22 protein-coding genes are annotated in these 19,982 nt (G+C 28.4%); 5 read left to right on the top strand and 17 right to left on the bottom strand.

Going from position 1 to position 19,982, the window contains the following annotated elements; translation table 11 throughout:
• Window positions 1–249 precede the first annotated feature (249 nt).
• Window positions 250–1,503, top strand: coding sequence for an NAD(P)/FAD-dependent oxidoreductase (locus ACQRD5_RS10570; RefSeq protein WP_294170046.1), 1,254 nt, complete (start codon window positions 250–252; stop codon window positions 1,501–1,503).
• A 128-nt stretch (window positions 1,504–1,631) separates the two neighbouring features.
• Here ACQRD5_RS10570 and ACQRD5_RS10565 read toward each other — a convergent pair whose 3' ends face one another.
• From ACQRD5_RS10565 to ACQRD5_RS10555, 3 genes are all read right to left on the bottom strand, one after another.
• Complete coding sequence (locus ACQRD5_RS10565; protein ID WP_294170044.1) at window positions 1,632–2,390, bottom strand: acyl-[acyl-carrier-protein] thioesterase; 759 nt, start codon at window positions 2,388–2,390, stop codon at window positions 1,632–1,634.
• A gap of 52 nt (window positions 2,391–2,442) precedes the next feature.
• Window positions 2,443–3,330: a hypothetical protein gene (locus tag ACQRD5_RS10560; protein ID WP_427746785.1), complete on the bottom strand. Its 888-nt coding sequence runs from the start codon at window positions 3,328–3,330 to the stop codon at window positions 2,443–2,445.
• A gap of 258 nt (window positions 3,331–3,588) precedes the next feature.
• On the bottom strand, window positions 3,589–4,878 hold the full coding sequence (locus tag ACQRD5_RS10555) for an adenylosuccinate synthase (protein WP_294170041.1): 1,290 nt from the start codon (window positions 4,876–4,878) through the stop codon (window positions 3,589–3,591).
• 183 nt (window positions 4,879–5,061) lie between these two features.
• Here ACQRD5_RS10555 and ACQRD5_RS10550 point away from each other — a divergent pair, with 183 nt between their 5' ends.
• Window positions 5,062–6,234 carry an NAD(P)-dependent malic enzyme gene (locus ACQRD5_RS10550; protein WP_291628871.1) on the top strand — a complete coding sequence of 391 codons (1,173 nt, stop codon included), beginning with the start codon at window positions 5,062–5,064 and terminating at the stop codon, window positions 6,232–6,234.
• 112 nt (window positions 6,235–6,346) lie between these two features.
• Here ACQRD5_RS10550 and proC read toward each other — a convergent pair whose 3' ends face one another.
• Complete coding sequence (gene proC, locus ACQRD5_RS10545) at window positions 6,347–7,147, bottom strand: pyrroline-5-carboxylate reductase (RefSeq protein WP_291628873.1); 801 nt, start codon at window positions 7,145–7,147, stop codon at window positions 6,347–6,349.
• 130 nt (window positions 7,148–7,277) lie between these two features.
• Between proC and ACQRD5_RS10540 the strand changes: the two genes are divergently transcribed.
• Window positions 7,278–7,571, top strand: a complete 294-nt coding sequence (locus ACQRD5_RS10540; RefSeq protein ID WP_291628875.1) for a hypothetical protein — start codon at window positions 7,278–7,280, stop codon at window positions 7,569–7,571.
• A gap of 135 nt (window positions 7,572–7,706) precedes the next feature.
• Here ACQRD5_RS10540 and ACQRD5_RS10535 read toward each other — a convergent pair whose 3' ends face one another.
• The 11 genes from ACQRD5_RS10535 to ACQRD5_RS10485 all read right to left on the bottom strand — a co-directional run bounded on the left by ACQRD5_RS10535 (window position 7,707) and on the right by ACQRD5_RS10485 (window position 16,492).
• Window positions 7,707–9,044: a replicative DNA helicase gene (locus ACQRD5_RS10535; RefSeq protein WP_291628878.1), complete on the bottom strand. Its 1,338-nt coding sequence runs from the start codon at window positions 9,042–9,044 to the stop codon at window positions 7,707–7,709.
• Window positions 9,045–9,184: 140 nt separating this feature from the next.
• The gene (gene lonC, locus ACQRD5_RS10530) at window positions 9,185–11,074 is read right to left on the bottom strand and encodes a Lon family ATP-dependent protease (RefSeq protein WP_291628881.1); all 1,890 of its coding nucleotides are present in this window, start codon (window positions 11,072–11,074) and stop codon (window positions 9,185–9,187) included.
• Window positions 11,075–11,086: 12 nt separating this feature from the next.
• The gene (gene rplI / locus ACQRD5_RS10525) at window positions 11,087–11,530 is read right to left on the bottom strand and encodes a 50S ribosomal protein L9 (RefSeq protein ID WP_291628882.1); all 444 of its coding nucleotides are present in this window, start codon (window positions 11,528–11,530) and stop codon (window positions 11,087–11,089) included.
• A 1-nt stretch (window position 11,531) separates the two neighbouring features.
• On the bottom strand, window positions 11,532–13,523 hold the full coding sequence (locus tag ACQRD5_RS10520) for a DHH family phosphoesterase (protein WP_291628884.1): 1,992 nt from the start codon (window positions 13,521–13,523) through the stop codon (window positions 11,532–11,534).
• Between the two features lie 4 nt (window positions 13,524–13,527).
• Window positions 13,528–13,845, bottom strand: a complete 318-nt coding sequence (locus ACQRD5_RS10515; RefSeq protein WP_291628886.1) for a MazG-like family protein — start codon at window positions 13,843–13,845, stop codon at window positions 13,528–13,530.
• A gap of 149 nt (window positions 13,846–13,994) precedes the next feature.
• Complete coding sequence (rpsR, locus tag ACQRD5_RS10510) at window positions 13,995–14,237, bottom strand: 30S ribosomal protein S18 (RefSeq protein ID WP_291628887.1); 243 nt, start codon at window positions 14,235–14,237, stop codon at window positions 13,995–13,997.
• A 27-nt stretch (window positions 14,238–14,264) separates the two neighbouring features.
• Window positions 14,265–14,723: a single-stranded DNA-binding protein gene (locus ACQRD5_RS10505; protein ID WP_291628888.1), complete on the bottom strand. Its 459-nt coding sequence runs from the start codon at window positions 14,721–14,723 to the stop codon at window positions 14,265–14,267.
• Between the two features lie 14 nt (window positions 14,724–14,737).
• A complete protein-coding gene (gene rpsF, locus ACQRD5_RS10500) occupies window positions 14,738–15,025 on the bottom strand; it encodes a 30S ribosomal protein S6 (RefSeq protein WP_291628934.1) in 288 nt (95 codons plus the stop codon).
• Window positions 15,026–15,136: 111 nt separating this feature from the next.
• Window positions 15,137–15,319, bottom strand: a complete 183-nt coding sequence (locus ACQRD5_RS10495; RefSeq protein WP_291628889.1) for a DUF951 domain-containing protein — start codon at window positions 15,317–15,319, stop codon at window positions 15,137–15,139.
• A gap of 15 nt (window positions 15,320–15,334) precedes the next feature.
• Window positions 15,335–16,240, bottom strand: a complete 906-nt coding sequence (locus tag ACQRD5_RS10490; RefSeq protein WP_427746784.1) for a mechanosensitive ion channel family protein — start codon at window positions 16,238–16,240, stop codon at window positions 15,335–15,337.
• A 12-nt stretch (window positions 16,241–16,252) separates the two neighbouring features.
• Window positions 16,253–16,492 carry a DUF3343 domain-containing protein gene (locus ACQRD5_RS10485; protein ID WP_291628891.1) on the bottom strand — a complete coding sequence of 80 codons (240 nt, stop codon included), beginning with the start codon at window positions 16,490–16,492 and terminating at the stop codon, window positions 16,253–16,255.
• A gap of 119 nt (window positions 16,493–16,611) precedes the next feature.
• On the opposite strand from ACQRD5_RS10485, the gene ACQRD5_RS10480 reads away from it, so the two are divergent.
• Together ACQRD5_RS10480 and yyaC are read left to right on the top strand one after the other, a co-directional pair.
• The gene (locus ACQRD5_RS10480) at window positions 16,612–17,763 is read left to right on the top strand and encodes an aminotransferase class V-fold PLP-dependent enzyme (RefSeq protein WP_291628892.1); all 1,152 of its coding nucleotides are present in this window, start codon (window positions 16,612–16,614) and stop codon (window positions 17,761–17,763) included.
• A 48-nt stretch (window positions 17,764–17,811) separates the two neighbouring features.
• Window positions 17,812–18,399 carry a spore protease YyaC gene (yyaC, locus tag ACQRD5_RS10475; protein WP_291628894.1) on the top strand — a complete coding sequence of 196 codons (588 nt, stop codon included), beginning with the start codon at window positions 17,812–17,814 and terminating at the stop codon, window positions 18,397–18,399.
• 136 nt (window positions 18,400–18,535) lie between these two features.
• Here the strand turns inward: yyaC and ACQRD5_RS10470 are convergent, their stop codons facing one another.
• Both ACQRD5_RS10470 and ACQRD5_RS10465 read right to left on the bottom strand, forming a co-directional pair.
• Window positions 18,536–19,036, bottom strand: coding sequence for a DUF4446 family protein (locus tag ACQRD5_RS10470; RefSeq protein WP_291628896.1), 501 nt, complete (start codon window positions 19,034–19,036; stop codon window positions 18,536–18,538).
• 93 nt (window positions 19,037–19,129) lie between these two features.
• Window positions 19,130–19,975 carry a ParB/RepB/Spo0J family partition protein gene (locus ACQRD5_RS10465; RefSeq protein WP_291628897.1) on the bottom strand — a complete coding sequence of 282 codons (846 nt, stop codon included), beginning with the start codon at window positions 19,973–19,975 and terminating at the stop codon, window positions 19,130–19,132.
• Window positions 19,976–19,982: the final 7 nt, after the last annotated feature.

Here is a 19,982-nt window from a genome sequence, read left to right as displayed (position 1 = left end):
ACTTTTTTGTTTGTCGCCCGTGCTTGCCTTTCTGTCGGCGAGCACATTAACTATAATACATAAATTTTAATATAGTGTCAACACTTTTTCATAACTTTTTTTTAATTTTTAAATTCATACTAATAAAATCATTTAAAACCTAGTATTTTATTGATCTTTAGCTTAGTTAAACTTGTTAAATATTCTTTATAAATATATTATAATTCTATTATACGAAATTTCAAAATAAATTTTTTAAGGAGTTTTTTTATGATTCATCATGATTTAATTATAATAGGTGGCGGTGCGTCAGGGTTAATGGCTGCAATTACAGCTAAAGATTATGGTTTAGATGTAGCAATAGTAGAAGGAACTGATAGAATAGGCAAAAAAATATTAACTACAGGAAATGGACGTTGTAATATTTCTAATAAAACTATTTCATTTCCCTTTCTTTCATACCATAGCGAAAATTCGGGATTTTTTTCTAAAGTTCTATCTGGTTTTGGAGTAGGCGACACAGAGAATTTTTTCTTATCTCTAGGTCTTCCTATTGTAGAGTTAAAGAACGGAAAAATGTATCCTAAGTCTCTTCAAGCCTCTTCAGTAGTTGATATATTAAGATTTTCAATTGAAGATAGAGGTATACCTTTATACACAGATTGCAAAGTAAAAGATATCCACAAGAAGAAAGTTTTTAAGTTATCCACAAATAACGAAGAAAAAAAGTTATTCACATGTAATAAATTGATTTTAGCTTGTGGAGGAAAATCAGCTGTTAAAACTGGCTCCGATGGATCAGGATATACTCTAGCAAAATCTTTAGGCCATACAGTTGTAGAAACTATTCCTGGAATAGTTCAACTAAAATTAGATAATCCTTATTTAAAATCAATATCAGGTGTAAAATTTGATGGATATGCTACATTATTAGTTAATGGAAAAACTATAAGAAAAGAATTTGGAGAAATATTATTTACAGATTACGGTATATCAGGACCTCCAATTCTTCAACTATCAGGTCATGCATCAAAGGCATTACTTAATAATAAAAATGTAGAAATTTTAGTAGATATGCTACCTAATGAAGATATTAATGATGTAGAAAACTTTCTTGAAGGCCACTTTGCTATGTTTTCACATAGACCTATTATTGATTCTCTTATAGGAATTATTAATAAAAAACTAATTTCTACAGTTTTAAAAGCATCAGGGATATCAAACCTTCATATGCCTTGTTATGAATTAAATTGGAGCGATAAAAGAAATATAATTAATATATTAAAGTCTTGGAAATTTAAATGTATTGACACTAATGGCTTTAATCAAGCTCAAGTTACTATCGGTGGGATAAATACTAAGGAAGTAGATTCTTCTACATTAGAATCTAAGTTAGTAAAAGATTTATATTTCTGTGGTGAAATATTAGACGTTGATGGAGATTGTGGTGGATTCAACCTTCAATGGGCTTGGAGTTCTGGTCATATGGTATCTAAAAGCATAGCATCAAATATTATTAAATAAAAAAGGATACGGATATTACATTCTAGGTAACCTAAAATTTATTAGGTAGCCTAGAATGTAATACCTATCTCCTTATATAATGAAAGAGTTTTTTGTCAATTATAATAATAATAATGTCATATAGTAAATTAAATATATTCGTCTCTCTTCCAACAACCAATTAGCCTGGTTAATTCCTTCTTATCTAAAGTTTCTATCTTATGTATACTTATTAATGATCCATCTTCTTGTTCTCTTATATCAGTATATACATTAACTGTATCTCCATATTTACATTCCTTTTCAAATGTCACCTTAATTTCATCTAAAGAATAATTATTTACTATTTCTTCTGGTAAAGTTTCAATTGCCCAATCAACATATTTAGTATTATTAACATGTTGATTTGAATCTATATCTGTATATCTAACCTTAAATGTATCTTTATATTTGTATTCATTTATTGCTTCAATTCTAGGTATCTTAAATTCTCCCTTTATATCTCCTTGAACTCCATATACTTCATATTGAGCTTCTGGAATTCTCATCATTCTTCTCTTTTCTAAGTTAATTAATAGAAATATTGCATTTGCAGTAACTATAACATTTCCATGATTATCTTTTATTTCATAATTTCTTAATGCGTAGAACTTCTTAAACCCAACCGGTTCAGTCTTTACCTTTAGCTTTTCTCCATATTTAGGATTTCTAAATATTTTTACATGGTAATTATAAAATACCCATGTCATATTTTCTTTCATTAATTCTTTCATACCTGATCCTAACTCTTCAGATTGCCTTGTTCCTATATCAGATAATATATTTATTATGGTTGACATATTTCCTTCTAAATTTTTATCTACATCATAATAATGTAATTCATATTCTTTTTCATAAGCCTTCCCCATAAGAATACCTCCTGCTAATAAAGGAGCTGTTTTGACAGCTCCTTTATATAATTTAAATAATTGGATCTATAAAGTTTTCGCCTGAATTATTATCTCCAGCAAAGCTATCTATATTTGGCTTATTTCTATCTAGGACGAATACATTTATATAAGCAGTTATATATACTGTTACTGCGCATTCTCCTACTATCATTAGTATAAATCCAATAAATGGAATAATATCAAGTATACTTAATATTATCATTATACCAAAGAAGATACCAGAAATGGCTGCTAATCTTCCAACTGTTGACCAAAAATATCCTTTTCTAAATAAAAGGAAAGTTTCTCTTATTGAATCTATAATTCCTAAATCATTAATTAAAAAGGTTGAATTAAATAAATTCATTGAAGGGACTATAAGTAATACTATTACTATGAATAATGGAATAAAAATAAAAAGTCCTATTCCTAATGTTAAAAATGATAATATTACAAATAAAATCATAATAGCAATCATTCCTACTACAAGCATAAGCCAAACTAGTATATTTAGCCCTAAAGCTCTCCATTTTCTATCCCATACATAACTTGTTGCTGATCTCCAGCTAACTTCATTCCCCTTATTGGCATCATCTAGTAATTTAATTATTACTAAAGTTCCAAATAAAGATAAAAGTCCCATAATGATTGATAGTAACATAAAGCCTACTACAGCTCCTATGCCTATGCCAGCGAACATATTATCTAAAAATGTGTCTGGATATGAATAAGAATACATAAGAGAAGACCTAAGTAATGCAGTTGCAAATATTGAATAAAATAATATTAATGGTATTATAAGTGCCGGTGCCATAAATATTCCTATAACTTTAAGAATTTCTAAAAAATTATCTTTACATAAATTAAATGCCCTAGATAAGATTTCCGTCACAAATAAGTTATTTTTTCTTTCCTCCATAAAATCACCCCTTATTATTATATTTTTATATTTATATTTTATCACAACATTTTACTATTTATAATACTTTTACAATAATTTTACTTATCTGGATAAGTGTTTGTATAATTGAAAAAAGTTCTTTAGTAAAAGCTCTTGGAAATTCTAATTATTCATTCTTCTATTGTATAAATACTTTTTACTTATAATTTTATAAAGTAAAAAGAGAATTATAAATCAGATTTTACCTGTTTTATAATTCTCTTTTTTATATTGATTTTAAAGTTCTTTTGTAACTCTTATAGTTTGATCTCTTCTAGGCCCAACACCTATAATAGAAATCTTTGTTCCAGTAAGTTCTTCAATTCTAGCTAGGTATTTCTTAGCATTTTCAGGTAATTCTTCATAGCTTCTAGCATCAGCTACTTCATCTCCCCATCCATCAAACTCTTCGTATATAGGTTCACATTTTGCTAAGTCATTTAAGCTTGCTGGGAAATAATCTATAACTTTATTATCAAACTTATATCCTACACAAATTTTTAACTTTTCAAGGCCAGCTAAAGTATCTATCTTAGTAACACATAATGATGTTAATCCTGAAACTCTTACTGTTGTTTTTAAAATAACTGCATCAAGCCATCCACATCTTCTTGATCTTCCTGTAGTTACTCCATACTCATGTCCCTTTTCTCTAATCCATTCACCTATTTCGTTATCTAATTCAGTAGGGAAAGGTCCCTTACCAACTCTTGTAGTATATGCTTTTGCTATACCTACTGCATTAGTAATCATAGTTGGTCCAATTCCTGATCCACTTGCTACACCACAAGCAGTTGTGTTTGAAGAAGTTACATATGGATATGTTCCATAGTCTATATCAAGAAGCATTCCTTGTGCCCCTTCAAATAATATATTTTTATCTTGCTTAATTTCATCATATAATCTTACAGACGTATCTTGAACATATGGTCTTAATCTTTCTGCAAGTTTTAAATATTCTTTTAGTATTTCATCATAATTTAATGCCTCTCCGCCAAGAACATTAACTATGTATTTATTTTTAAATTCAATATTTTCTTTAAGTTTTTCTTTAAAAACTTCTTCATCTATTAAATCACAAACTCTAATTCCAGATCTTTCAAATTTATCAGTATAACAAGGTCCTATTCCTTTTCCTGTTGTTCCTATATCATTTTTTCCTCTTGCTTTTTCCTTAAGTTTATCTAGCACCTTATGATAAGGCATTATAACATGAGCTCTATCACTTATGATAAGCTTACTTGGTGTAACCTTAACACCTTCTGCTTCAAGATAATCTATTTCTGTGAATAAGGCTTTTGGATCAACTACTACTCCATTACCAATTATATTTAGCTTATTATCATGTAGTATTCCTGATGGTATTAAATGAAGTTTATATTGCTTTTCACCTACTTCAACAGTATGGCCTGCATTATTTCCACCTTGAAATCTAACTATTACCTCTGCTTCTTCAGCTAGATAATCAGTCATTTTTCCTTTTCCTTCATCGCCCCATTGGGCACCTAAAACAACAAATGCTGACATTAATTTGCCTCCCTGCCTAAGGACTTTACAGCCCTCATTAATAAAATTAATTTAAATTAATCTCCAAATACAATATTAGCAAACTAAAAATAAACTTTCAACTTCTTTGCGAATATTTTTTTGCATTATATTTATATAATTCGTATAATTAAAATATGAATAAATAAATAAAGGAGTATTTTTATGAATATCTACGAAGAATCCCTTAAATATCATGCTAAAATAAGAGGTAAATATCAAATTAAATCAAATTGTAAGATTAATAACGAAAAAGACTTAAGCCTAGCATATACCCCTGGAGTTGCTGAACCCTGCAGAGAAATACATAAAAATCCTGATTTAGCTTACACTTACACAAGAAAATGGAATACTGTGGCTGTTATTTCAGATGGTACTGCAGTTTTAGGTTTAGGAGATATTGGACCTTTAGCTTCATTACCTGTTATGGAAGGTAAATCAATATTATTTAAAGAATTTGCAGATGTAGATGCATTTCCAATCGTGTTAAATACTAAAAATGTTGATGAAATAGTAGAAACTATTATCAGAATATCACCCTCTTTAGGTGGAATAAATCTTGAAGATATATCTGCACCTAGATGCTTTGAAATAGAAAAGAAACTTAAAGAAAAATTAGATATTCCTGTTTTTCATGATGATCAACATGGTACTGCTATAGTAGTTTTAGCAGGCTTAATAAATGCTTTAAAGCTTGTACGAAAAGAAATTGAAAATATAAAAATAGTTATAAATGGCGCAGGCTCAGCAGGAACTGCAATTTGTAAATTATTACTTTCCTTTGGAGCTAAAAATATAATTATTTGCGACAAAAATGGAATAATAAATAAGGATATGGAAAATATAAATGATTCTATGAAAGAATTATCTTTAATTACTAATAAAGAAAATATAAAAGGAAATTTAAAAGATGCTTTAGTAAATGCAGATGTTTTTATTGGAGTTTCTGCTCCAAACTTAGTAAGTAAAGAAATGGCTCTTACGATGAATAAAGATGCAATTGTATTTGCTATGGCAAATCCTACTCCAGAAATCTTCCCAGATGTTGCAAAAGAAGCAGGAATAAAAGTAATAGGTACAGGAAGATCTGACTTTCCAAATCAAGTTAATAATGTACTTGCTTTTCCTGGAATATTTAGAGGTGCTTTAGACGTTAGAGCTAGTGATATTAATGAAGAAATGAAGATTGCTGCAGCATATGCAATTGCAAACTCAGTTAAAGAAGAAGATTTAGATTATGATTTTATATTACCAAAGGCCTTTGACTTAAGCGTTCAAAAGGCAGTTTCAAATGCAGTTAGAGATACTGCAATAAAAACAGGCGTATCAAAACTTTAAAATATTTATCTAGGGTACAAACATTATTTATTTTAATTCTTAATTAATAAATAGTAGAGTGCGTTGACTAGGATTGCATCCCATATCATAAGCACTCTACTATTTATCATAACTACATATTTTTAGATTTTTCAGCGCACTTTTCTAAAGCTTTAATTATGGTACTTCTAAATCCACCATTTTCAAGCTCTACTACAGCATCAATTGTTGTTCCAGCTGGTGAGCAAACCATATCCTTTAGTTCTCCTGGATGTTTACCTGTCTCTAAAGCAAGCTTTGCAGAGCCTAAAATAGCTTGTTCTGCCATTTTATAAGCTTTACTTCTTGGTATACCAAGTTTAACAGCTGCATCCGCCATAGCTTCTATAAACATAAATACATAGGCTGGAGAAGATCCACATAATGCAATGAATCCATGAAAATATTTTTCTTCTAATATCTCATATTGGCCAAACATTTTAAAAATTTTACATACTTCTTCAATTTCATTTTCTTTTAAATTCTTATTAGGATAAATAGCTGAAATAGCTTCTCCTACTAATGCTGGCGTATTAGGCATAGTTCTAACTATCTTATAGTCATCTCCAAGCCATTCTTCCATATTATCCATTGATATTCCAGCAGCAATAGATATAATAATAGCATTTTTATTTATATGGTCTTTTATGTCTAATAATACTTCCTTAAAAACATTTGGCTTAATTGCTAAAAATAATATGTCTGAAAACTTAGCAACCTCATTACTATTTAATGTAGTTTTAACCTTGAATTCCTCTTCAATACTTTTTCTTGATTTATCACTTTTAGTAGATACATAAATATTATCATTAGCTACTTCACTAGATGATAATATTCCTGTAAGAATGGCTTTTCCCATATTACCACAACCTATGAAACCTATCTTTTTATTCATTTCCTTCACTTCCTTATTATTTTTTATTATAAATAAATTGCTTAGTTTTTTATAATTTATGAACTTCTCCATTATACTCATAGGATAGCTTTATTAATATAATACAAACTATTTATAAGGAGGGATAGTTATGAAAGATAATATAATAGAAATTAACTCAATCAATAAATCTAAAAATCCTATTATAAAAGTTATTGATAAAAAAAATTTTTATGATATTTATATTTTTCTGCAGGATTTAACCAAAGAAGAAATAATTGTGAAACACATAAATAACTTTCTTATTTTAAACCTCTCCTTAAGAAATAAGTATAATAACTTATTAAGTTTTAAAAGAATGTTTTATTTAAATGAAGTAGATATTAATACCTTAGAAAATTCTGTACAAGCTAATTATATCTACTTAAAAATTCTTAAAAGCTAAAAATAATGGAGCTGTTGTAACAGCTCCATTATTAAAAATGTATAATGTAAAAAATATTAATTTCTTATAAAATAATAGGAAATATATTTTACATTTTTCATTATTAATTTTGATTTGTTTATGGCATTTTTTTAATTATTCTTTATAAACTAGCTCTAAGTTAGCAAACTTACTATGAGCTCCAATCCATGCCATCTTAACTGTTCCAACTGGGCCGTTTCTTTGCTTAGCTATTATACATTCACCTATATTTTTATCTTCAGTTTCCTTGTTATAATATTCATCTCTATATAAGAACATAACAACGTCAGCATCTTGCTCAATAGATCCTGATTCCCTTAAATCAGATAACATCGGTCTATGATCTGCTCTTTGTTCTGGTGCACGAGATAATTGTGATAAAGCTATAACAGGACACTCCATTTCCTTTGCTAAAGCTTTTATGGATCTAGATATTTCTGATACTTCTTGTTGCCTACTTTCACTGCCTGAACTACCACTCATTAATTGAAGATAGTCAATTAATATCATATCTATTCCATGCTCCATTTTTATTTTTCTACATTTTGATCTCATTTCCATTACACTAAGACCAGCAGTATCATCTATGTATATTTTAGCCTTAGATAAAGGCCCAGTAGCTCTTGCTATTCTCTCCCAATCATCATCATCTAAATTACCTGTTCTAAGCTTTAGCATATCTACATTTGCTTCTGAACAAAGTAATTTATAAGCTAATTGTTCCTTTGACATTTCCAAAGAAAAAATAACTACACTTTTTCCTTCTCTTAAGGCTGCATTTTCTGCAATATTCAAAGAGAATGTTGTTTTTCCCATAGATGGTCTGGCAGCAATAAGCACCATATCTCCTTTTTGAAATCCTGATGTTTTTGCATCTAAGTCTCTTATTCCTGAACCAACTCCAGTTATAGACCCTTTATTATTAAATAGCCTTTCAATTTCTAAAAAGCCCCTTTCTAATACATTAGATAATGGTTCATAATCATTAGACCCTTGTTTTTCTGCTAAATCAAATATCTTCTTTTGAGCTAAGTCTAAAACTTCATCTACTCTATCTTGTTTATTATAACTTTCTTCTATTATGCTAGTGGCAGATCTAATTAATTTTCTTAAAGTTGACTTATCTTCTACTATTGATATATATGCCTCTAAGTTTGCCGTTGTAATTACTGATGAACTTACTTCTGATATATAAGTAACTCCACCTGCTTTTTCTAACTTATCTGTTGATTTTAGGTATTCTAACAAGGTTACAAGGTCAACAGCCATATCTTTAGAGAACATTTCCCTAATAGCTTTAAATATAACTTTATGACCATCTCTATAAAAATCTTCCTCATTTAACTTTTCTAAAGCTTTTGCTATTGCACTTTTATCTATTATCATTGCTCCAATAACAGATTGTTCTGCTTCTAAGCTTTGAGGCAAGCTTCTCATTATTGGTGTATCCAATTTGTAACCTCCTTCCTTTTTATAATAAATATATTATATCAAAATTTCTCACTAGAAAAAAGCTGATAAGTATTGTATTGATTTCTTGTTATTATCCTATCAAGTTAGCTCAATTAATATTTATCAGCTCTTAATTTATTTTATTTTTCAAATACTATTTCCATTAATTCTTCAATTGTACTTATAGCTTTAACTTCTATATCATTTAAATCTAATGGGATTTCCTTTTCATTCGCTTTAGGAATAATTACAAGCTTTATTCCCTTTCTTCTTGCTCCATAGATTTTTTCAAAAATGCCACCTACTGGTTTTACTTTTCCTCTTAATGATATTTCTCCAGTTATCGCCACATCTTGCCTAATTGGTTTGTCTAATAAAGCACTGATTATAGAAACAGTTATAGCTGCACCAGCTGATGGACCATCTATCCTTCCACCACCTACTATATTTACATGAACATCGTAATCTTTAATATCCTTATCAGTTATTCTTCTAATTACTGATGCTGCATTAAATACAGAATCCTTCGCCATAGAACCTGCTGTATCATTAAATTTAACAGTTCCCATTCCCGGCTTCTTTGATTCAAAAACCACAGTTTCAATTTCTAATGTTGAGCCTAAAAATCCACTTACCCCTAGGCCATAAGTGTGACCTACTTCATAGCTTTCCAAATCATCAAAGGATTCAAATGGTACATATCTACCTATAGATATAACTTCTTCAACATCTTTTAATGTAATAGTTTCACTTTTTTCCCTAGAGTTATATAGTGAATATCCATAAGCATCTGCTAATATATTTACAGCCTTTCTACCTTCAATTGTATATCTACTTATAAGTTCAGCAACACCATCTTCTAAGCTTACATTTAATTTTTTTGCTGCATTTTCTATTATACCAATAATATCTGTTACTGATAATGGTTCAAAATATACTTCTGTACATCTAGATCTTAGAGCAGGATTTATTTTGCTTGGATCTTTAGTTGTTGCTCCTATTAATACAAAATCTGCTGGAGCTCCTTTTTCAAAGAGATATTTTATATATCCTGGAGTATTTTCATCATCTGGATCATAATATGAAGATGAATATTCAACTCTCTTATCTTCTAAAACCTTTAATAGCTTATTTTGAAGGATTTCATCTAATTCTCCAATTTCATCAATAAATAAAACTCCTCCATGAGCTTCAGTTACTAAACCTGTCTTAGGTTCTGGAACTCCAATTTCTGCTAAGTCCTTTTTACTTCCTTGATAAATTGGGTCATGTACTGATCCTAATAAAGGATTGGTAATTTCTCTTGGGTCCCATCTTAAAGTAGTTCCATCCACCTCAACAAACTTTGATTCTTCATCAAAAGGTGTAAATTTTAATTTTTTTGCTTCTTCTAGTGCAAGTCTGGCTGCTGAAGTTTTACCAACTCCAGGTGGACCATATAAAATTATATGTTGTGGATATGGCGATGACATTTTTGAAATTAAAGATTTTATAGCTCTTTCTTGACCAACAATTTCCTCAAAGGTTTCTGGTCTTAAAAGGCTCATAAGATTTTTATTTATTTTCTTTGCATCTAATTCTTCTAATTTTTCTAACTTCTTTGTTGTCTTTGAGCTTTCAGGTCCCTTTTGTTTTCTTATTATAGACAACTTAATATCATCCATAAATTTATCTTGCCTATCTTGAAGTGCCTTTTCAACCTGTGTCTCAATCTTATTTTGGACATACTTTCTTGCTATATTTTCTGATATATAGTAAATAGTATCTTCTAATACACCTCGTAATTCTTCTTCATTTGGAACTACCTTTTCCCCTTTTCCATCTGAAGCTATTACGTTTAAAGCATATATTCTTTCACATATATTAGTAGAGTTTATATACTTTTGTAATTTAAATCTTACAATTCTAGCTCTTACTGCTCCCTCATCTAATACGTTATTTAATATCTGATTTATCACATTAGCTTGTGCATCTAAAGATAACCCACTGTCTAATAAACTTTCTATGTTTGTTTCATCGTAAGTCTTCAAACTTAGTCCTCCTTATGATTGCTCTACAATGATTACTTTCATCTTAGTAGATACCTCTGGATATAATTTAATTTCTATATCATAACTACCTGCAACCTTTATTGTATCCATAACAATTTTCTTTTTATCTATTGATAACTTATATTCTTTATTGATTAATTCTGCTACATCTTTGCTTGTTATAGCTCCAAACAATCTTCCATTATTACCTTTAGCTTCAATTTTAACTTCTTTTCCCTTTAATTCAGCTGCTAATTTTTGTGCTGCTTCTAATTCTGCTAATTTTTTCTTTCTTTCATTTTCCTTCTTAGCATTTAATACATGCATGTTTGCAGCAGTTGCTTCTTCAGCTAATTTCCTAGGAAATAAAAAATTTCTTGCATATCCATCTGATGCTTCTATAACATCACCTTTTTTACCTAATTTTTTAACATCTTGTAATAATATTACCTTCATGTTATTCACCAACCTTCAAATGTTTTTCTATTGATTTTTTAAGTATTTTTTTTGCTTCGTCTATTGATACATTACTTATTTGTGCTCCAGCCATATTCATATGGCCTCCACCACCTAATTCTTCAAGAATTACTTGAACATTATATTCTCCTATAGACCTAGCACTAATTACTATATTGTTATTTATTTCTATTAATACGAAACATATATTAATTCCAGCTATATTCAATAACTCATCTGCTGCTCTTGCAGCCATAAAGGATTTTTGTACTCCCTTCGGTGTTACTGCTATAGCCAGATTCCCGTAAACTTCTGCTGATTTTATTGTATCAGCTATCACTAAATAATCATCAAGATTATCCATAAACATCTTCTTAACTTCTATTGTATCTGCTCCTAAAGATCTTAAGAATGAAGCAGCATCAAAAGTTCTTACTCCAGTTTTAAAGGAAAATCCTTTAGTATCCATAAATATTCCTGCAAGTAATCCCTCAGCTTCTAACTTGGTTAAGTTAGGTTTTTGTACCATATATTGAATGACTTCTGTTACCATTTCAGATGTTGATGAAGCATATACTTCAATATAATTTAATATTGTTCCCTCAACTATATCTGGACTTCGTCTATGATGGTCAATAATTATTTTTCTTTGAGCCTTATCTAATATTTCTCTATCTAATATATATCCTGAATTATGAACATCAACTATTATAAATAATGTTTTTTCATTAATTTGTTCATAAGCATCTTCTAATGATATAAAAAGCTTATCATATCTTGAATCTTTCTTTAACTTAGATAAAAAATAATCTATTGCTGCTGTTTCATTTCCTAATATTATATTACAACTCTTACCTAATTGTCTAATAACAGCTGATAATCCTATAGATGAACCAAAGCAATCCATATCAGGATTTTTATGTCCAATGATAAATACATTGCTACTTTCATATATTAACTCTTTTAAAGTATGAGAAATAATCCTAGCTCTAACTCTAGTTCTTTTTTCTATTTCTCTTGTATTACCTCCAAAGAATTTAATTTTCTCATTATTTTTTATTACTACTTGATCTCCACCTCTACCTAATGCTAACTCTTTAGCTGAACTCGCAAAGGAATTATTTTCCAAAGGGCAGGTTCCTCCTCTTCCTACTCCTATACTTAATGTAACTTCAAACTTATTTCCTCTATCTATTTCAGATACCTCTTCTAGAATAGAAAACTTATTGTTTATTTCTTCATCTATATACTTATCTTGAACTGATAGTATATACTTATTAGAATCATACTTAGTTATCATAGCCTTAAGTCTTTGAGCATATGCATTTATAGTCTTTTCTACTTCTGCAACTAGCATAGGTCTATCGCTTTCCATGGTAGTTTCTAATATTTCAGACAAGTTATCGACCTCAATAATCATTATGCTTTCTTTTGTACTTTCTATATTTTTATTTCCTCCAATATCGTTAAAATAAACTATATATAAATTTTCTTCTAAATTATTATCATCTATTTTACTAGCATATATTTTGTAAAATGAATCAATTATTTTTATTTTTTGATGTAAGTCTCTATCACATGTAAGTAATCTTGATAAATTCAACCCTCTTGCAATGCTTACTACATTTAGTCCTAAAGGATCTTCCTGTGGTGTAAATTTCTTAAATTGTTTATTATACCAAAAAATTTCTCCTGACTCCTTTATTATAGCAAGTGGAAATACTAGATTAAAAATATTGTTATCAATATCCTTGATAATTTTTTCTTTAATTTCTTCTTTAATCTTTTCTACATTATTTTCTAAGCTATTCTCTATTTTTTTCTTATTTAAATAATCTGCAATGATAAATATTGTAAATAATACTAGTAAAAAACTCCCTAAATAAATACTCTTTATATAATATAATGCTATGCAAGCCACTACAAAGATAATTGGTATAACTATAGATTTAATTCTATTAAGCCTTTTTTTATATAACTCATTCCATTTCATAATATTAATGGTGCTCCTTTAAATGTAATTGAAGTTTACTTAAGCTCCTTCCATCACTTTCATATTCATGCTCTTCAGCAATTCCTAATTGTATTTTTTTCTTCATATCATCATCAACATCTTTGCATGAATATCCAAGCTTTTGAGCTAAAACATATAAAATAATTACAGCTCCTGATATACAATTTAAAATAGCATCTTGAGCTACATTACTTCCTTTAGTTAATAAATGATAAAATTCAGCTATTATACTTAAAAGGTTTGCTTTTAATTTTTCTATCATTTTTATATTGGCCATTATATTTAAATCATCTCTCTTCAATCTTCCCACCCCTATACTAATACCCTTGTATATATTTTAAATATATTTGACTTTTAATGCAACAACTTATAAATTTATTTACATATTTTGTAAAAATAATAGTGTATTAGTATAACAAAAAACCCCTGAAATAACAGGGGTTAATTACTTTACTCAGTTGTAAATGGTAATAATGCTATATTTCTTGATCTCTTTATAGCACTTGTTAATTCTCTTTGATGCTTAGCGCAAGTTCCAGAAATTCTTCTTGGTAATATCTTACCTCTTTCAGTTACGAACTTTCTTAGCTTAGTAATATCTTTATAATCTATTGTTTCAGCTTTATCTACGCAAAAAGCACAAACTTTTCTCTTAGATCTTCTCATTTTTCCAGATCTCTTCATATCTTTCATGCTAATTCCCTCCTTTTTTTAGACTTTTTAGAAAGGCATATCTCCATCATCTACAGGAGTCATATCTTCCTCGAAATTTCCACCAAAGTTACTTGATGAATTTGAATAATCAGAACCCATATTTGAAGAACCAAATCCATTATTATATGAATTTTGATCTCTTCCAGCACCACCGTTGTTACTTGATCCAATGAATTCAAATGAATCTACAACTACATCAGTTGTATATCTCTTAGTTCCATCCTTAGCATCATAACTACCAGTTCTAATGCTTCCAGTAACAGCAAGTTGTCTGCCCTTTGTAAGATATTGTGCTATTGTTTCACCAGTTTTACCAAAAGCAATACAATTAATAAAATCAGTTTCATCCTTTTTGAAAGGTCTTGTTACTGCTAAACTAAATCTAGTAACTGCAGTACCACTTCCAGCAGCAAAGTTTAACTCTGGATCTTTAGTTAGTCTTCCAATAAGTATTACTTTATTCATAACAATATCACCTCTTACGCTTCTTGTTTAACTATGATGTGTCTTATAACACCATCAGTAATTCTGAATACTCTGTCTAATTCTTTAGGTAATTCTGCATCAGCATTGAAGTTGATTAATGTATAGAAACCTTCGTTAACCTTTGCGATTTCGTAAGCAAGCTTTCTCTTACCCCAAACGTCAACATTTTCTATAGTTCCTCCACCATTTTCTATTACACCTTTAAATTTTTCGATTGCAGCCTTACAAGCTTCCTCGTCTAATGATGGGTGTAGTATAAATATAGTTTCGTACTTTCTCATCATTTTCACCTCCTCCCCTCGGACCTTGGCTGTGCTCTACACAGCAGGGATTACAATTAAATATTCTAACATTTTTTTATATTCTTTGCAAGATATTATTTAAATTTGCCATTAAGTCACTTTTTTCTTAGCATCTTTTTGGAATTTACTTCTTGGAAGCATTACTATTCTTCCACATCCTGTACATTTAATTTTTATGTCTGCACCTAATCTAATGACTTCAAATTCCTTACTACCACATGGATGCTGTTTTTTCATTTCAACAATATCACCTAAATCAAAATTATCTATCATATATACCTCCTAAAATTAATCAATATCTTTTTTTATTAACTGTGTCTTTGGATATGGAATTTCAACTCCTGCTTTATCTAATGCTATCTTAATATCTTTTCTTAAATCTCTTTCCAACTTCCATTGAGACATAGGTTTTGCCTTACCAACAACTCTTATAGTTACTCCAGATGCATTCAATGAAATAACCCCTAAAACTTCTATTTCATTTCTTAACGTATCTTTATTATCTTTTTCAAAATTCTTGCAAGTATTTTTAATAATGTTAATTGTATTATCAATATCTTCTTCATATGCAATTTCTACATCAACTATAAATCTCATATCACCTCTTGAATGATTAGTAACTTCAGTTACAGATCCATTAGGTAAATTATGTATATCGCCACTGAAATCTCTTAGAGCAGTAGATCTTATACCAATATTTTCTACAACACCACTATAAGCATCTATAGTCACATAATCTCCAACACCATATTGGTCTTCAAAAATTATAAAAAATCCGTTTATTATATCTCTTACTAAGCTTTGAGCTCCTATACCTACTACAAAACCTATAGCGCTTAAAACTCCAGCAGAAACTTTAAAAGTACTTCCTATTACTATAGCTGCTGCTGAAATATATACTGCATACTTTAATATACTCTTAAGTATTGCTCCAACCGTAATAGCTTTTTGTTTATCCATTGAAAAGCTTAATTTACTATTTGATTGATTGGTAACAAATTTATCTATAGCCTTATTACCTATCTTAATAATTGCATACATAGCTATTATTAATAATATAAGATATAGACCTTTGCTAATTATTATTTCAATTAAATTAAATGCACTATCTAAAGCTTTATCCCAATTGAAATTATAAGAAACTTTACCTGTTGCTTCATTTACACTTTTTGTGACCCATGTTAAGTAATTCATATAACTGCTCTCCTATATAACTTTTTTAAAAACATTCTCTTCCTTAATATAAATGTTTTTATAACTGATAATATTCCTTTCAATTATTTCATCTATGTATTTTTTTTCTTCTATTCTTATGCAAATTCCACAACTTTGAGTTATTGCTGTTGGAGTTGGCATCATTTTAAAAATAAAATTTTCTTCCTTTAAAGACTTTTCTCCATTCATCGCATCTAAAGTATTTTTAAAAACTATAATATAATAATTCATCTTCTCCTCCTAGTTTTATATATTTTACATTTAATTATATTATATATATTTTTGTAAATGAATATAATATACTTTATAATTTTATTATAGTTTAATATTTTTATAAAGGAGTTATTTTCATGAATAACATATATTTAGATAATGCTAGCACTACATTTCCTAAGCCTAAAAATGTAATAGATAGCATATATAATTTTTTAACAAATATAGGTGGTAATCCTGGACGTTCAAATCATGATAATGGATTGCAATCCAATAGATTATTACTAGAAGCTAGAGAAACACTTGCTAGTTTTTTTAATTTTAATAAAATAGAAAATGTTATTTTTACAAATAATATAACTACTTCTCTTAATATATTAATTAATGGTTGTTTAAGAAATGGTGACCATATTATAACTTCTTCTATGGAACACAATTCTGTTCTTAGGCCATTAATAAATTTAAAAAATTTAGGTGTTATTGAATTAGATATAATAAATGCTGATCCTTTTGGATTTATAAATATAGATGATTTTCAAAATGCAATAAAACCAAATACAAAGTATATAATAATAACTCAAGCCTCTAATGTAACAGGAAGTATTCAACCTATTAAAAAAATAGGTGAGCTATGTAGAGATAATAACATACACTTTATATTAGATACAGCTCAAGGAGCAGGAGTCTTAGACCTTGATTTTAATGAACTTAATCTAAGTGCTTTAGCATTTACTGGTCATAAAAGCCTTTTTGGCCCTCAAGGTATAGGAGGTTTTATTATAAGTGACGAATTAAATGAAATTTGTAAGCCTTATATGTTTGGAGGTACTGGAAGTTTATCTCATTCCCTTATGCAACCTGAATTTCTACCTGATAAATTTGAATCAGGTACTCTTAATATGCCTGGAATAATCGGTTTAATGGAAGGTGTAAAATTTATAGAATCTCAAGGTCTAAAAACTATTTATGAAAAAAATAAATTTTTAAGAAACCTACTAGTTTCAGAATTAAAAAATATTAATGGTATTGTTTTATATGAAGATACTAACAGTAAAAATTACACTTCTTGTGTGTCTTTTAACGCTAAAAATATTGATACTGCTGAATTATCCTTTGTTCTTGATTCAGATTTTGGAATAAAAAACCGTTCTGGTCTTCATTGTGCACCTTTAGCTCATAAAACTATTGGAAGCTTTCCAACTGGCACAGTAAGATTAAGTTTAGGTTATTTTAATTCTAAAGAAGATATAGAATATACTATTAATTCTATAAATAAAATTGTAAAGTGAATACTAGCCTCCTTTATTGTCAATAATTTCAATAAAGGAGGCTTTTAAATGACAGTAGATAAATTTAATGTAGATTCCCTATTTCCAAATTCACATATTAAAATTGGAAATTTCTTATATAAAGAATTAGTTGATGTATATAAATCAAATAGAGAAATTATATTTATTTGTATAGGTACTGATAGATGTACTGGTGATTCTTTAGGTCCCTTAATTGGATATAAATCAAAAAATCATTTTAAAAACTTATCTCAACTAAATATTTTTATTTATGGCACTTTAGAATCACCAATACATTCTAAAAATTTAATAGATATAATTTCTAAAATTAAATCCACATTTAAAAATCCTTATATTGTTGCTATTGATTCCTGCCTTGGAAGCATTAATAATATTGGAAAAGTCTTTATTGATAAAGCTCCTATTTTTCCTGGTCTTGCTGTTAATAAAAATTTACCCCCTATAGGAGATTTGAGTATTACTGGTATCGTAAATATAGCTAGTAATTATGAATTTCTTATATTACAAAACACAAGGCTATTTACAGTTATGTCCTTAGCTGATTGCATAACCAATGGTATATTTTATTTCATTAATAGGCTTATGGATAGCTCAGATAATATATTAATGAACTAAATAACACTACCGTATATATATTGTACTTTTAATTGAGTTATATTAAGAAAAGAACTAATCCTTTAGCCAAATATAAATTTTAATATTATTCTATAAATATAAAAGAGCTATCCTAGATTGAATAGCTCTTCTAATATTATTTTTTATTAATTGCATCATTTAACACATATGTTTCTTCTTCTGATAACTCATATCTAGATATACCTTTATCTACAGGTTTTGCATATGTAATGCTATCTTGTCTAGAGTATATTCCAGTAATTATAACTCCATCATTATAAGAGTCTAAAATTGCTATTGAGAAACTCAAATCGCTTCCTATATCAGAAAAGGCTTTATATCTAATAACAGAAACTTTATTAACGCATCCCTTTATTTCGTCTTTAATAATCTTACATTGGTTGATAGCTTCATCTGCTTTAGCTGATGCTTTATCGACCTCATTAAATTTTGAAATAATAAGTTCTTCTAAATTTTTATTATTAACTCCTCTAGTAAGTCTTTTATATTTCTTTTTAAGTTTTCTAGTAGTTACCATTAATGAAATTACTATAATAAAAAGTAATAATATCATTACTAATAAAGCTATTATTATATAGTTCATATTTTCATTTATTATATTAATTAAAGCTTCCAACTCTTCTATTCCCTCCTAAACTTATGTCAGCTAATATCTAATGTTTCACGTGAAACATTAGATTAAATTATTATAAATGTTTCACGTGAAACATTATAAATTAATTATTTCTAATATTCTTTGTAAATCTTCATCTGAATAATATTCTATTTCTATTTTTCCCTTATTATTCTTATTACTTATGTTAACTTTAGTTCCGAAATAATTTTGAAGTCTTTCAGTAACATCTTTATAATATGGATTTATCTCTCTTGTTTTTTCTCTTGTCTTCTTATCAGATTTAAATGATTTTATTAATCTTTCTAATTCTCTAACGGATAACTTTTCATCAATAACCTTTTGTGCTATTTCACTCTGAAGTTTAGGATCTTCTATTGCTAATAATGCTCTTCCATGTCCTTCTGTGATAACTTCATCTATTAAGTATTGCTTCACAGTATCACAAAGTGCTGTAAGCCTTATTGTATTACTAATAGCTACTCTTGATTTTCCAACTCTCTTGCTTAGTTCTTCTTGAGTTAGGTTAAAATCTGATAAAAGTTTTTGATATGCTAAGGCTTCCTCTATAGGATTTAAATCTTGTCTTTGAATATTTTCTATCAATGATATTTCTAATATATCCTTGTCACTTAAATCCATTACTATTGCAGGAACTTCTTTTAACCCTAATAACTTAGATGCTCTCCATCTTCTTTCCCCTGCAACTATTGTATAATAGTCATCCTTCTTATTAAGTATAATAGGTTGAATAATTCCATGTTCCTTAATTGATTGTGCTAATTCAGCTATCTTTACATCATCAAAGGACTTTCTCGGTTGTTTCTCATTACTCTTAATTAAATTTATATCTATACAAGAGGGGTTATTATCTTCTTTAACTAGAATATCATTAGGTATTAATGCACCTAATCCTTTTCCTAAAGCTGATTTTTTATTCATTTTATCA

Origin of the sequence: Clostridium sp. SGI.024 (genome assembly GCF_050315195.1) — a bacterium.
Lineage (GTDB): Bacteria > Bacillota > Clostridia > Clostridiales > Clostridiaceae > Clostridium.
The sequence above is the reverse complement of the archived record's forward strand: the minus strand, read 5'-3'. Positions and strand labels throughout refer to the sequence as shown.